The sequence below is a fragment of the Shewanella sp. MTB7 genome (genome assembly GCF_027571385.1).
In the GTDB taxonomy this organism is placed as follows: Bacteria; Pseudomonadota; Gammaproteobacteria; order Enterobacterales; family Shewanellaceae; genus Shewanella.
The window spans coordinates 780,504-795,571 of record NZ_CP085636.1; the positions used below are offsets into that span (position 1 = coordinate 780,504).

The following is a 15,068-nucleotide window of genomic DNA, read 5'->3' on the forward strand; positions in this document are numbered from 1 at the left end:
TGTGGCCCAGATCCTATGTTTGATATCTATCTGATTAAGATGATAGTTAGAAGTGCGCCTTGACACCTGCGTAGATTTCGCGACCTCGCAATGGTCCCCAAATATAGGCGACGTCATAGCCTCCGTCTGCATCGAAAAACAATGGTGTTTCTCCTTCATTCACCTGAGTGTAATCTAGCAGGTTATTGACTCCTGCATAAAAATCGACATTGTCGGTAAGCGACTTAGTGATCTTAAGATCCAGTGTCCAGTATGAGGGGGCATCGGTAGACTTCTTCGATGAAGCGATGACATCGCCATTAACATCGACTTGGTTATAGCCTTCGTAGCCATATTCAGACAAATCACGGCCACCAATCCAGACTAAGTTAGCAAACAGATCCCAACCATGAACATTCCAGTCGGCATTAAGGGTCAAACGTTGCTCTATGGGGGCGAGAGAGTATGAAGATTTAAAGGCATCGTCGTAGAAGAATCCTTCAGCGGTGAAGTTTAATGTCAGATCATCGGTGATGTCATAACCCAAGGCAAGATCTGCGGTGGTTACTCTTGCATCGCCTTGCAACTGAGTTAACAGAGGAACACCGTCAGCGGTTTCACTCAACATGGCCAAGTTTTCGACTTGAGTCCAAGCAAATGACGTCGTCGCTGTCAATTGGTCTGCACTATAGCTCAATGCATAGGTCGCTGAGGTAGAACGTTCCAGCTCTTGGATATCAATATCGAAGCCCAAAGATGCATCTAACACACCGTGATCCGTCTCGAAGAAAGACAGAGGCGCACGATAACCTCGGCCAGCCGACAAGCGTGAGGTCCAGCTATCATTGTGGTTGTAACGCATATCAATGCGAGGCGCTAAGATAGATTTATCGATCTCTTTACCCGGTTTTTTGGGGTCGATAAAATCGGCCTGCACATGGTCATAGCGTAGTGCCATGTTGATTTCCAGATCATCAGTAGCCTGCCAAGTATCTTGCAGGTAAAAGCCCTGAACATCATAGTCAAAAGAGTCGGACACGTAGTTTGGATTCCCCTCACCGCTGGAGCTGGACCGCATCTCTTCAGTGCGGCGATCCGAACCGAATGTCAGTAGGTGGTTATCATTGAGAAAGTAATTAAAACGGGCATCTAGGTACAACATCTTGTCTTCGGCATAATAACGAAAGCCTTCGTAGAAAGAGTCTTGAATATGGTCTGAATAGCTGCCAGACAGAGTCATGTTCCAGTTATCATTGAGTTCGCGCAGCCAACTCAGCGATAACTCATCCCGTTGAGTGTGGATCCACTCAGTGGTTTCCCATGCTTTGCCTATGAATTTATTGCGAACATCGCCACCTTCGAAAATAACGTCGGAAGCGATGTTGTCGAATGAGGACAGTACATCACCTATGCTGTCGGCTTTACCATCGGCAAAAGTTTCACCTAGCATAGGACCACCGAAAATTTCTGAATTTACATTAGAGTATCGCAGCACGAGATTATCCCGTTCAGTGAGATCGTGAGAGACACGCACAGTAAAAGTTCGGTTGTCTTGGCTGGGAGCTTCATTAACCTTATTATTATCTTCATCCGCCTGCTCTCGACTGTCATATTGCGCGATCAGTGTGGCTCGAGTACGTTCATCTTCGCTGACTCCAGTACCCAGAATACCTATTTTACGGTTACCGTTTTCACCCATAGATACATCGAGTGCAGCACCGTTTTCGGTCGCTGTTTTGGTGATGATATTGATGGTACCACCAATCGCTTCCGGAGCGATTAGTGAGGCACCTGCACCGCGTGCCACTTCGATGCGATCTAGGCCTGTTGTGGGGATTGCATCGACAGCATAGTAACCGGCTATCATGGCATGAACCGGCAAACCATCGACTAGAATGGTGGTTTGTTCACCACGTAGACCGTTGAGCATTATACGTTTAACACCACACATGGAGCATTCGTTGGACACCCGGACACCCGGAGTGTTGTTGATAGCCTCAGTTAGGTTGACCGCGTTTTTATTGTCCATCAACTCGGAGCTGATAACCTCTGTTTTCATTATACTGTCGGATAACATCCCCGCTTTTTCTAGACGCTGGCGAACCCCACGCACTTCAATTTTTTCTATTGAGCTTTTTTCTGCCTGAGCTTTAGTGGGCTCTACCTTGGTATGGGCCTGCACAGAAGATGTCTGAGTGGCTAAAAATACTGCTAGTGCAACTAAGGTTTTCTTAAACATAGATCTTGTCTCGGTAGATACCCATCCAACGAAGGCGTTAGCTCTCTCTGTAAATGTCATGGCCGCTATTTAGCGAATGGCAACTCCCTTGGTGGCTTCGCTTTGTTGACGGACATTGTTCCAACCACAGCTACAGGGCAACGTTCTAAATGGATTAGGTATGAATTAATAAGGGTACCTGACCGATGACAAGAAGAAGGTCATCAAGTCGGTAATAGGAATGTTAATGAGAGTTATTCGTAATGGCAATGTTGTTTTAATCAAATTCAATATAGGTTTTCAAAACTTATAATTTGATCACAAAGTGTTGCTATATAAGGTAATTTGTATTCCAGTTCAGAGAGTGGTGTGGTAGGGAAGTGTGGCGTATGTCATTTATCGTGGGGTAATTCCACTAACGATAGCGACGATGACAAGGTTGTTTCATCATCACTGTCTTGTCTCAGAAGCACTAATTTCTCGCTGGTTCGATTTTTCTCTCTGATTAATTATGCTTGAATTGATCTTCTCTTTCTCACCACGGAGCGTGTGTGCTACACGGAGGTAAAGCTGGAGGTCTATTCTCCCCGTGGTAGATGGCCTTCGAATGAAGACTGATTACATTTTCTTGGCTTGAGCCTCTGGTTGAATTAGTTATTTGGAAATGGGATTGATGGTCGAATCTTCATGGATACCTATCGCCTCCAGCGTGGTATGTGCAGCTACCTCTGTGAGACGTCGCGACTATAGTCCTTGTAGGCTCTGCGATGACTTCTATGTTATCGAAGCTCGCAGCCGCTCTACACCTGTTCATCTATCTCTTTGATTGTAGTTTCTGGGGTAGCTATAATCTGTTTTCAGGCTTTTCTGCCGTCATTCTGAACTTTTTTTATTGCTAAAATAGAATTCAGCTCGAGGGTAAAGCCCTCGTAAAACTCATCACAATATAAAGCTAAGGGAAGGATTTGAATCGCTACCATAACTTAAGTATTGTGGTTATATAATGTTAAGAATTAATCGAAAATGAGTAATTCTTCACGCTAGTTATATACTTAGGAGTACCAATGTCAGTTATCGCAGATACGCCTAATCCTCCATATTTTGCAGTTATCTTCACTTCTATTCGTACAGAAGGTGATAATGGCTATGGTGAAATGGCAAATAGAATGGTTGAATTGGCAGAGCTGCAACCTGGATTTTTGGGTATAGAATCTGCAAAAGAAGATGTCGGTATAACAGTTTCTTACTGGGCAAACCTAGACTCAATTAAAAATTGGAAAGCTAACTCAGAGCACTTAGAAGCTCAAAAAACGGGTCGTACGTCTTGGTATGAATCTTTTAAGGTTCGTATTTCAAAAGTTGAGCGAGATTACGGCATATAATCATTCATGATTAATAATAGCCGCTTTACGGTTTCCAAAAACCGCCCTGCTAAACGGCTAGCTCGCTATCCCTAGCTCTGGTTTATTAGCACATGGCTTTGCCATATTCGCCGTGGTGAATTGCTTTTATCTTGGTGTTTAGTAAGAGTCGGGCTTTGCCCTGCTACATCTGATATTCCACGGCCGCCACCAAAAGGGGTCGTAGCCAATTAACCCAAATCGAAGAGATAAACACTCAAGTGTAGATGCGGCTGTGAGCTTCCAAAACAAGGATGTTTTGTTAGAGCCTTCACGGAAGGATTTACAACAATATCCTTATCTAAATGCCAGTTCAGCATCCATGCTTCTCGTTCGTAAGTTTGAAGCAATGCTTCACTCATCGGCTCACAGAAGTATCTGCACATAAGCATGCTGCAAGCAATAAATACAATTGAAGTATGGTTTCCTAGATATCATCAAACACCAATTCAGCCTAATGAACTCAACCAAAAAGATACTTGAAACTTGTTATCAGACAAGTGTCAAAAATCCTTATTCTGGCGCAACACTTTTGTGGCCCCTTTCTGCTTTTTAGCATCTATCCGTCGGCGCTGGCTGCCTTTGGTGGGTTTAGTCGCCACACGCTTTCTTTGCACGATTCCTACACTGGCGACGAGTTCAATAAATTGGGCTAAAGCGGTTTGACGGTTGAAGTCTTGGCTGCGACTGGCTTGGCACTTGATGATGACCTTTCCGCTCTTGGTGATGCGGTGATCTGCCTTCTGAAGCAGGGCGTTTTTATAAAAGTCAGGCAGTGACGAAGCATTGATATCGAAAATGATTTGGGCTGCAGTGGAGACTTTATTAATATGCTGGCCACCAGCGCCACTTGAACGGATAAATTGCCATTCAATTTCATTTTCTTGAAGGGTGACACTATTTGAAATCTTAATCATGGCAAACTACTTTAGCTTCGGGATGAGTTATCTTATACCAATCTGTATTCCCATACTTAATTGGTTTTATTCACGATTGGTATTTTTGGTATGCTCTCCCTAGATTGAACCATTCGGAGTCTTTTTATGTTGTGTAAAATCCCTGATATTGCTGAGGGTGTGCTAAGTCTTTTTGCCAGTGGGCGGCTTTCTAGTTCGGACTATCAGCAAAAACTAAAACCTTTGATTGAACAGTATCGTGGAGAGGCGGGTAAGGTCTTTCTGTATGTTGAAGCGGATGTTCTACTTGAAGGTTGGGATGCTAATTCACTTGCCGGTAGTGGTGAAGTTCAGTTGGAACATTTCGAAGCTTTAGTGCTGGTGGGGGGGCCAGATTGGTTCGGTAATGCAGTACGCTTGATGGGGCCATTTATGCAAAGTGAAGTGGCTTGGTATCCCCTTGAGGATAAATCACTGGCGATTGCTTGGATTTCTGCTCGCTTAGACAAGTAAATAGGAAGTAAAATTGTAATCTAGTCTCAATCGTTTATTCTATTTCGTTAACAAGTGGATCATGAAGCTGATGGGCTTGTGGTAAACCTCTAAAAAGTTATTAGTTAGGGAAATACTGATAGCGACAATATTTAAGGAAAATTCGATGTCTTTATCTACTAAGGTAACTAAAACACTGTCTGTGACTTTCTCTGTACTTATGGCTAGCGTGTTCGCAATTAGCTTAAGTGGTTGTGCCCCTGAAGTGGGCAGTGATAAGTGGTGTAAGCAGATGAGCGAAAAAGATAAGGGTGATTGGTCTGCTAACGAAGCGGCTGATTATGCTAAACACTGCGTATTTAAGTAATGTAACAGACTGATATTTTAGTTAAAGTGTACCGAGATCTAAGTTTTAGATAATAGACACAATCTTTGCATTGAAATGATTGTGTCTATTGAACTTTTGCATACAATGCCAGTCTGATTGCTAAACCTAGAACCAGCTAATACTCTAGCCTAGAACTTTGAACCAGCTAGTACTCTAGCTTAGAATTGAATTAATAAGGGATCGTTTGCCACACTATTTTCGTCTATTTACCCATAAGATCGCCGTAATGATGATCGCCGTTGTGTTACTGCAGTTTGCAGTCGCCAACTTAGGCGCACATCAGTTGCATCTTGGGGATCATGAAGACGAAAGTGAAAATCATCCACATCTCGAGTTTACAGCGCAAATCACTAGCTTAGCTGAGTGTGTCGATTGCATATGCAACACTGAAACGGATACTGACATGCCATTTATGGCGGATATCAGTATTAACCAAACTTTAGATGTTCTGGGTGCTAAGCATAATCACCTTATCAGTAAAACTGAGACTCAGACTTTTGATCTTTGTCTTGATTGCCAGTGTCATGGTGGTCATGTAACGGCTATGTCTATCACGACCATGGTGCCTTCTATTCCTAAAGGCGATGCGCTAATAGCCAGCGTCGCTCGTTACCTTCCTCCCGAAGGCGTTCTAAATTACCGCCCCCCAATCGTATAACCTCTCTTTGCTAGCGCGAACAATATTCGCATATAGCAACTAAAAAGCTTATGGAACAGCATGGACTGACGTTAGTCATTTCGCTGCGCCTCACTTTTTTACCCTCATTTAGTCTTGTGTCTAAGCCTGTATTTAAGCAGCGCTCTTAGTATGCATTGTCGGCTTTTGGGGAAAGGAAATACGATGAAAAAAACTATAATTGCCAGTTTACTGCTTGCCTACATGGCGGGTGGAACACTGTATGTTCAAGCATCAACTGCAGATTTAACCCCAAGTGTGGATCAGAATCGATCTGCCTTAGTGGAGACCCCAGAAGCTACATTTAGCCGCTGGTTACCGAGTCTAATGCAAGGTTTCAATGCACTACCTGAAGTTAGAGCTCAAGAGATCAGACGCAGTCAGGCTCAATTGAAGATCAATGCAGCCGACCAAGCCGTGTATAACCCAGAGCTTGGCTTAGGTTATCAAAATGCCACTGAAGACACTTACTCACTGGAGATCAGTCAGACCATTGATTGGGGTGACAAGCGTGGCGCTGCCACACGCCAAGCTCAGTTAGAAGCAGAGATTTTACTTTCTGATATCGCATTAGAGCGTAGCCAGATGCTGGCTAATTCAGTGCAAGCTTTAGTTGATCAATCACAGGCTCGCAAAGCGTTACAGTTTCAAAAGCAGCAGCTCAACTCCGCTAAATCTCAGTTTGATATTGCCAAACAACAGATGCAGGTGGGTGAGTTATCAGCGGTTGAATTACAGCTAATTCAGCTTGATGTTGCCAGTAAATCGGCGGATTACGCCGTTGCTGAGTTAGCGTCGATTACTGCGGATGCTGAAGTTTTGATGCTGTTAGGTAATAGCGAACTGCCCTTCAATGGCTTTTTAGATACCTTGACTGTCGCCACTATGTCGGCGCAGATAGATCCAGAGCTTCCGGCATTAAAGAGCGCTTATCAGCAGGTGTTATTGGCGAAAGTCGCCGCGACGCAAGTGAAAGCGAATACGGCTGCGGATCCGACCATTAGCCTTAGTGCTGAACGAGAGGGAGAGGAAAATAAACTCGGTATAGGTGTATCGATTCCTTTGCAATTTCGTAATAACTATAGCGATACCTTAGCGGTTGCCAGTCAAGAAATAGCGGTTGCCGAGCAGACTTATTTAGCTCGGGAACGTGTGCTGATCCAACAACAGAAAAAATTCAATTTAAGTCTTCCAAGGCTCACTGAACGTTATCAAGAGTGGCGTGAATTGGTGTTTCATTCCGGCCAAGAAGCTGCATCGGCCTTAGGTCAGCAGTGGCAAGCGGGTGACATCAATACCAGTGATTATCTGCAGAGTCAGCGTCAGCTTTCGAGTAACTTTTTAGTGGGGTTGTCACTCGAAACTGCGCTTTACTCAAGTTGGCTTGAATGGATGGGAGCCAGCGGACAGTTAGAGGGTTTCCTCAGCGCTCAGCTTCCGGTAGCCACTAACCATGGGTCTGCTAATCGCAGCACTCTTGCTCACTAATTAGATTGGAATTTATCAATATGAAACATCATACAAGTTTGAAAATCAACGAGACTAACGCAGTGACTAAAGCCATCGCTAAAGCCATGGGCTTTGGATTACTGATCACGTTAATAATGGTTACCTCAATCTCAACGACAGTATTTGCTGGTGACGAACATGAGCATACCTCTATTGAGAACGGATCGACTGAACCACATGTGGAAGAGACTGCACATCAAAATGAAGAGAGTCATGATCATGAGGGAGAGTCGACAGTGCAAACTGATGATGGCCATGGTCACGGTGCTGCTGAAACAGCAGTAGAAGAGGAGGAGTCTCACCCCATCGCATTATCTGCTGCACAAATGCAACTTGCAGATATCAAGGTTGAGCAGCTTGCCGTCGCTTCTTTTAGCTTAGAAGCGGTTGCTACGGCGACCTTAGTGGTCGATCGAGATAGAACCATGACATTAGCGCCACAACTCGATGTTAAAATAGAGCAGCGTCATGTGGTACCTGGACAAGAAGTGATTCAAGGTCAACCACTACTGACGTTAAGTGGTGTCGCTGTCGCACAGGCTCAAGCAGATTATATTAATGCTGCCGCTGAGTGGAGTCGAGTGAGTCGCATGAGTAAGAGTGCTGTTAGTGCCAGCCGTTATCTTCAGGCGCAAGTTGATGCCGAGTTAAAGCGTGCGATTTTAGAGGCGATGAAGATGACTTCAAAGCAGATCTCACGGTTAGAAACTAAGCCTGAAACAATCGGTAGCTACCAGTTACTCGCACCTATCAAGGGTCGTGTTCAGCAAGATTTGGCCAAACTGGGACAAATTATTCCGGCGGGTACAGCATTAATGCAGTTAACTGATGAGTCTCATCTGTGGGTCGAGGCTCAAGTGACGCCGACACAGTCTGAGAAAGTTAGCATAGGCAGTGTCGCGCTGGTGCGTGTGGGTGATAGAAATATCGAAGCTAAAGTTATCGGGCGTTCTCATGAGCTAGATAGTGTGACCCGTACTGAGCAGATCTTAGTGAGTCTGGAAAATCCAGGTCATGTGATCCATGCTGGCCAGTTTGCCGAGCTTTACCTTCCAGATTCTCAGGAGACGGGTTTTGTTCTGCCTGATGCCGCATTAACTCGTGGCGGGGATGGTGATTGGCAGGTATTTATTCAAGGTAAAGATGGGTTTGAAGCCGTCGAGGTGGAAGTGGTGGAAAGTCAGCGAGGCATGAATCTGGTTCGCGGTTTAACTGTTGGCAGTAAGGTTGTGGTCTCAGGTGCCTTTTTCTTAGCGTCTGAACTGGCTAAGTCCGGTTTTGATATTCATAACCATTAATCACTATTGCTAAATAGTTTTTATCCAACATTCTTGAATAGAAAGAGGCTCTCATGTTACAGAGACTGATTGAGGTTGCGATCCGTAACCGTTTATTGGTGGTACTAGGCTTAATCGCAATTGCGGTAGCCAGTATCGCCATGTTACCGAAATTAAATCTGGATGCTTTTCCAGATGTGACCAACGTTCAGGTCACAGTGAATACCGAAGCCGAAGGCCTAGCAGCTGAAGAGGTTGAAAAACTAATAAGCTACCCGGTTGAGTCGGCAATGTACGCACTGCCAGCAGTAACGGAAGTTCGTTCATTGTCACGCACTGGCTTGTCTTTAGTGACCGTCGTGTTTGATGAAGGAACGGATATCTATTTTGCTCGCCAACAGGTGTTTGAGCAGTTACAAGCAGCACGAGAGATGATTCCTGATGGGATCGGAGTGCCTGAAATTGGTCCAAATACTTCAGGTTTAGGTCAGATTTATCAGTATATTCTACGTGCAAGCGCAGATTCTGGCATCGATGCCACTGAGTTACGGAGTCTGAACGATTATCTGGTCAAGCTTATCATGATGCCTGTGGGCGGTGTGACTGAAGTACTCTCGTTTGGTGGTGATGTTCGTCAATATCAGGTGCAGATCGATCCAACTAAGTTACTCAGTTATGGTCTTTCGATGGCGCAAGTCACAACAGCACTAGAGAGTAATAACCGCAACGCGGGTGGCTGGTTTATGGATCAGGGCCAAGAGCAGTTAGTGGTGCGTGGTTATGGTTTATTGCCAGCAGGTGATGCGGGATTACAGGCGATTGCCCAGATCCCATTAACTGAGTTTGGCGGTACACCTATTCGCGTGAGCGATATCGCGAATGTGGCTTACGGCAGTGAAATCCGTGTCGGCGCGGTGACCATGACACGTCGTGATGAGGCGGGTAATGCACAAAACCTAGGTGAAGTGGTTGCCGGTGTTATCTTAAAGCGTATGGGCGCGAACACGAAAGCGACCATCGACGATATCAATGCCAGAACGGCAATGGTTGAGCAGGCGCTGCCTAAAGGTGTGACCTTCGAAGTTTTCTACGATCAGTCGGATCTAGTGACCCAAGCTGTTACTACAGTGCGTGATGCACTCTTGATGGCTTTTGTGTTTATTGTCGTTATCTTAGCGCTATTTCTCGTCAACGTACGTGCGACACTTTTGGTTCTGTTATCCATTCCCGTCTCTATCTGTCTTGCTTTGATGGTGATGTCTTACTTTGGAATGTCGGCTAACCTGATGTCTCTCGGCGGTCTTGCCGTTGCTATTGGTATGCTGGTGGATGGCTCGGTGGTGATGGTTGAAAATATCTTCAAGCACCTGACTCAGCCAGATAGACGTCATTTGAGCGAAGCACAAGGTCGAGCCGATGGTGAGTCAGATCCCCACCATGTGGATGAGGATGGCTCTGTCGCTGGCTCTGAAGATGGTATTACCTTGCGAGTAATGTTGGCGGCCAAAGAGGTGTGTAGTCCTATCTTCTTCGCGACAGCGATCATTATCGTGGTGTTTGCTCCTTTGTTTGCGCTAGAAGGCGTCGAAGGTAAGTTGTTCCAGCCAATGGCTGTCAGTATCATCTTAGCCATGTTATCTGCGCTAGTGGTAGCTCTTGTTGCTGTACCAGCGTTGGCGGTATTCCTCTTTAAACGTGGGATCACCTTAAGAGAGAGCCCAGTACTCAAACCGATTGAAGTGGTTTATCGTCGTCTGTTAACCGTGACGATGGCCAAACCCAAAGCGGTAGCGATTACTGCAGTGACGCTGTTTGTATTGAGTATGGCGCTGCTGCCTCGTTTAGGGACTGAATTTGTCCCTGAATTAGAGGAGGGCACGATAAACTTGCGCGTGACATTAGCACCAACGGCAAGTCTAGGAACATCACTGGATGTGGCACCTAAGCTTGAGAAGATGTTGCTTGAATTCCCTGAAGTTGAATATGCTTTGAGTCGTATCGGCGCTGCAGAGTTAGGTGGCGATCCTGAGCCAGTTAACAACATAGAGATCTATATTGGTCTTAAACCTGTTGATGAGTGGCAGTCTGCTGAAAACCGTATCGAGCTGCAAAAGTTGATGGAGAAGAAGCTAAGTGTCTTCCCTGGACTATTATTTACCTTCTCACAACCTATTGCGACTCGAGTGGATGAGTTGTTATCGGGTGTGAAGGCACAGTTGGCGATTAAGATCTTTGGTCCTGATCTTGATGTTCTATCCCAAAGTGGTGAAAAACTCACTGCGCTAGTTGCCCAGATCCCAGGTGCTGTGGATGTCTCGCTAGAGCAGGTGAGTGGAGAAGCACAATTAGTCATACGCCCAAATCGTGAACAGCTTGCTCGTTACGGAATAAGTGTCGATGAGGTGATGAGCCTAGTTAGCCAAGGGATTGGTGGCGTAAGTGCTGGCCAAGTGATCGACGGCAATGCTAGATATGATATTAATGTGCGTTTAGCTCAAGAGTATCGTAACGCGCCGGACGTACTTAGGGATCTTATTCTAAGTGGTGTCAGCGGTGCCAAGGTGCGTTTAGGTGAAGTGGCTAGCGTTGAGGTTGAGATGGCGCCACCAAATATTCGTCGTGATGACGTTCAACGTCGAGTGGTAGTACAAGCTAACGTTTCTGGTCGAGACATGGGCTCGGTGGTGGATGACATTTATGCCATTATTCCTCAAGCTGAACTGCCTGCGGGTTATACCGTTGTGGTCGGTGGTCAATATGAGAACCAGCAGCGTGCCCAGCAAAAACTGATGTTAGTGGTACCCGTTTCTATCGGTTTGATTGCTTTGTTACTTTTCTTCTCATTTGGTTCAATTAAACAAGTGGGCTTGATCATGGCGAACGTACCTTTAGCCTTAATCGGCGGTGTGGTTGCCTTGTATGTCAGTGGTACTTATCTGTCGGTGCCTAGCTCCATTGGTTTTATCACCCTATTTGGTGTGGCGGTGCTTAACGGGGTCGTGTTGGTGGACTCCATTAATCAGAGGCGACAGCAAGCCTTGCGTGAAGCAACGGGGGCTGTAGGTAAAGGTGAAAGCCTCTATGATTCTGTGTATGAAGGCACGGTAGGTCGTCTGCGTCCGGTATTGATGACGGCATTAACCTCCGCCTTAGGTCTGATTCCAATTTTGATCTCAAGTGGTGTCGGCAGTGAGATCCAGCAGCCGTTAGCGGTGGTGATCATCGGTGGTTTGTTTAGCTCGACCGCCTTGACCTTGCTGGTACTGCCAACGCTTTATCGCTGGATGTACCGCAAAGAGGAAAATTAATCTATTTCAGCAGGTTATATTTATTATCTTCTGAAATTTTAAAAGAATAAGGACGGTCTTCTTCCTTATGGAACAGATGAGGTGCGTAGCGTTAGTCTGCCGTCGCACCTTTTATTGGTTACGGTCATTGTCTCATTTAGTGATTTAGTACGCGCAGCAGGATGCTGCGCTTTTTAACTGGTAGCTTAAATATGGATGTTATCGACTAGCTTGATCACTATCGCTCAATCCTAGCTCTAGGGTTTCTTATTACCCAAAAGTGTATATTCCTAGTTCTTTTTTATCCCTAAGATAGCCCATTTATCTGATTGTCCCCTCTACCTTTGGCTTATAGGATTGTTGTTTGTTTCAACTTGTATTAATCATTCTATATGGTTTTTACTTGGTCGAAGATGAAACGAACGATATTTGACCTCCTAAATTACCAGTCTATTTTTTTGTTGTGTCTGTTTGAACTGGATGTCATCAGGTTCGCTGCTATTGTCTTGCAGCAAACTCCCTAAATATAAATTTAATGGGTAACAGCATGATGCTAAATAACAAGATCTCATTGGTTTTTCTCGCAATTTCAGCAGCGTTAAGTTCTCAAGCGATGGCTGCTAATAGTGTGGATGTTTCAAAACTAAAAAATATACACTCTAGTAACGATATTAATAGTGCAATCTCACTTGAAAAAGGCAGCGATTTTAAAGTCGCAAAAGAGATTAAACTCGGAAAAAATGGGGTTAAACAACGCCTACAACAATACTTTTACGGTGTCCCCGTATTTGGTTATTCGATTAGTTCAGATGTTTCATCCATGGGAATTTACTCTGGATTGAAAGGGAATATGCTGGACAATATTGCTCAAGCTGAAAGCTTCGTTAATCCTAAGCTTTCCTCAAAGCAAGCATTAGCGGCTTCAATGAAAGGCAAAAATAGATTAGCCACTCAACTTAAGCGTCATAACGAGCAAGCTGATTTATGGGTATACCAGGATGATGCTAATCAGGCTCGTTTAGTCTATATCACATCATATGTTCAATATGGTGATAACCCGACTCGTCCTTTTACTATTATTGATGCCCAAACCGGTGAAGTGCTTAAGCGTTGGGAAGGTTTGACTCATGCTGAAGTTGGCACTGGTCCCGGCGGAAATGTCAAAATAGGACAATATGAGTACGGAACTGATTTTGGCTATCTGGATGTCGTTGAAGATGGTGCCAATTGCACCATGGATTCAACCAACGTAAAAACAGTTAATCTTAACCATGGTACAAGTGGTAGCACTGCGTTTGAGTACGAATGCCCACGCAATACTGTTAAGGAGATTAACGGGGCTTATGCGCCGCTCAATGATGCACACTTCTTCGGTAATGTTATCTACAACATGTATAGCGATTGGTACGATACTGCGCCACTGACCTTCCAGCTAACCATGCGTGTTCATTACGGTAACAACTATGAGAATGCCTTCTGGGATGGCTCTGCAATGACATTTGGTGATGGTGCGACGACCTTTCACCCATTAGTGAGCTTAGATGTTTCAGCCCATGAGGTGAGTCACGGTTTTACACAGCAAAACTCTGATCTGGTTTATGCTGCTCGTTCTGGTGGTATGAACGAAGCCTTCTCTGATATGGCTGGTGAAGCTGCTGAGTTCTTTATGCAAGGGAGTAACGATTGGCTTGTAGGTGCGGATATCTTCAAGGGCGATGGTGCATTACGCTACATGGAAGATCCTACGCTTGATGGTAATTCAATCGGTGATGCGGCTGATTACTATGATGGTATTGATGTTCATTATAGTTCAGGTGTATTTAACAAAGCGTTCTACACATTAGCACATATGGATGGCTGGGATACACGTACTGCATTCCAAGTGATGGTGGTTGCTAACCAGGTTTACTGGACTGCAAATAGCAAGTTTTGGGATGGTGCTTGTGGCGTGAAAAACGCCGCATCAGATTTAGGTTATAACACAGCAGATGTCGAAGCTGCTTTCATGGCTGTTGGCGTTGAAGCGTGTGTCGAGCCTGAGCCTGAACCAATTCCTGAGCCTACTGTGTTAGTTAATGGCGAGTCGGTTGATGTAAGTGGTAATACTGGTAGTAAAGCTTATTACACATTAGTGGTTCCTGCTGATGCTACAGAGTTAGCTTTTGCTCTCTCAGGTGGCACTGGTGATGGCGATCTGTATGTGAGGTATGGTGAAGCGCCAACAATGGAGACCTATGATTGTCGTCCATATAGCGGTGGTAATAATGAGTCCTGCCCTGTTGACCCTGCACAAGAGGGAATCTATTGGGTAATGCTACATGGTTATAATGCCTATGACGGAGCAGCGCTTGTTGGTAGCTATGAAGGTAGCGATATTCCCAATGAAGCGCCTGTTTCTGACTTTGATTCGAGCTTTAGCTTAGGTATGGCAAGCTTTACCAGCACCAGTACTGACAGTGATGGTAGCATTGTTGATTGGAACTGGAACTTCGGTGATGGTTCTACTGGAACTGGTGAAACGACCTCTTATGAGTACACTGTATCAGGTTCTTATGATGTGAGCCTCACCGTGACTGATGATGATGGAGCAACAGCTGTATCGACTCAGACGTTTGATGTTCAAGTTGACGAAGTCACTGATTTTAACCTAACAGTTAAAAATTCTCATAAGTCACGTAGTGGAAGAATTCGTGTCAGATTGGGTTGGGATAGCGTAGGCACCTTTACTATCTACCGTGATGGTGTTGAAGTTGGAACAACGACGAATAGTAGTCATACCGATCGCTTTAGAGATGTTGACGGAACAAGCTTTAGCTATAAAGTATGTGGCGCTGACGGCGGCTGTTCTGATGTTGAAGTTGTAAACTTTTAACGTTAGCTAGTTATACCGATTGGTATAATAATTCGCTAAGCGTTTGACAAAAAGCCATCGAATTTATCGATGGC

10 protein-coding genes are annotated in these 15,068 nt (G+C 44.9%); 8 read left to right on the top strand and 2 right to left on the bottom strand.

Going from position 1 to position 15,068, the window contains the following annotated elements; all coding sequences use genetic code 11:
• Positions 1-46: 46 nt before the first annotated feature.
• Complete coding sequence (locus HWQ47_RS03205) at positions 47-2,278, bottom strand: TonB-dependent receptor plug domain-containing protein (RefSeq protein WP_269969755.1); 2,232 nt, start codon at positions 2,276-2,278, stop codon at positions 47-49.
• Positions 2,279-3,261: 983 nt separating this feature from the next.
• On the opposite strand from HWQ47_RS03205, the gene HWQ47_RS03210 reads away from it, so the two are divergent.
• Positions 3,262-3,579 carry an antibiotic biosynthesis monooxygenase family protein gene (locus HWQ47_RS03210; RefSeq protein ID WP_269969756.1) on the top strand — a complete coding sequence of 106 codons (318 nt, stop codon included), beginning with the start codon at positions 3,262-3,264 and terminating at the stop codon, positions 3,577-3,579.
• Between the two features lie 521 nt (positions 3,580-4,100).
• On the opposite strand, the gene arfB is transcribed toward HWQ47_RS03210, so the two are convergent.
• Positions 4,101-4,514 (bottom strand): alternative ribosome rescue aminoacyl-tRNA hydrolase ArfB, encoded by a 414-nt coding sequence (arfB, locus tag HWQ47_RS03215; protein WP_269969757.1) that lies wholly within the window; start codon positions 4,512-4,514, stop codon positions 4,101-4,103.
• A 126-nt stretch (positions 4,515-4,640) separates the two neighbouring features.
• On the opposite strand from arfB, the gene HWQ47_RS03220 reads away from it, so the two are divergent.
• The 7 genes from HWQ47_RS03220 to HWQ47_RS03250 all read left to right on the top strand — a co-directional run bounded on the left by HWQ47_RS03220 (position 4,641) and on the right by HWQ47_RS03250 (position 14,994).
• On the top strand, positions 4,641-5,006 hold the full coding sequence (locus tag HWQ47_RS03220) for an STAS/SEC14 domain-containing protein (protein WP_269969758.1): 366 nt from the start codon (positions 4,641-4,643) through the stop codon (positions 5,004-5,006).
• A gap of 199 nt (positions 5,007-5,205) precedes the next feature.
• Entirely contained in the window at positions 5,206-5,352 is a 147-nt protein-coding gene (locus HWQ47_RS03225) for a DUF3012 domain-containing protein (RefSeq protein ID WP_269971648.1), read from the top strand.
• A 205-nt stretch (positions 5,353-5,557) separates the two neighbouring features.
• The gene (locus tag HWQ47_RS03230; RefSeq protein WP_269969759.1) at positions 5,558-6,031 is read left to right on the top strand and encodes a hypothetical protein; all 474 of its coding nucleotides are present in this window, start codon (positions 5,558-5,560) and stop codon (positions 6,029-6,031) included.
• A gap of 183 nt (positions 6,032-6,214) precedes the next feature.
• A complete protein-coding gene (locus HWQ47_RS03235; RefSeq protein ID WP_269969760.1) occupies positions 6,215-7,537 on the top strand; it encodes a TolC family protein in 1,323 nt (440 codons plus the stop codon).
• Between the two features lie 20 nt (positions 7,538-7,557).
• The gene (locus HWQ47_RS03240) at positions 7,558-8,856 is read left to right on the top strand and encodes an efflux RND transporter periplasmic adaptor subunit (protein WP_269969761.1); all 1,299 of its coding nucleotides are present in this window, start codon (positions 7,558-7,560) and stop codon (positions 8,854-8,856) included.
• A gap of 53 nt (positions 8,857-8,909) precedes the next feature.
• Positions 8,910-12,143, top strand: a complete 3,234-nt coding sequence (locus HWQ47_RS03245; protein WP_269969762.1) for an efflux RND transporter permease subunit — start codon at positions 8,910-8,912, stop codon at positions 12,141-12,143.
• Positions 12,144-12,669: 526 nt separating this feature from the next.
• Positions 12,670-14,994 (top strand): M4 family metallopeptidase, encoded by a 2,325-nt coding sequence (locus HWQ47_RS03250; protein WP_269969763.1) that lies wholly within the window; start codon positions 12,670-12,672, stop codon positions 14,992-14,994.
• Positions 14,995-15,068: the final 74 nt, after the last annotated feature.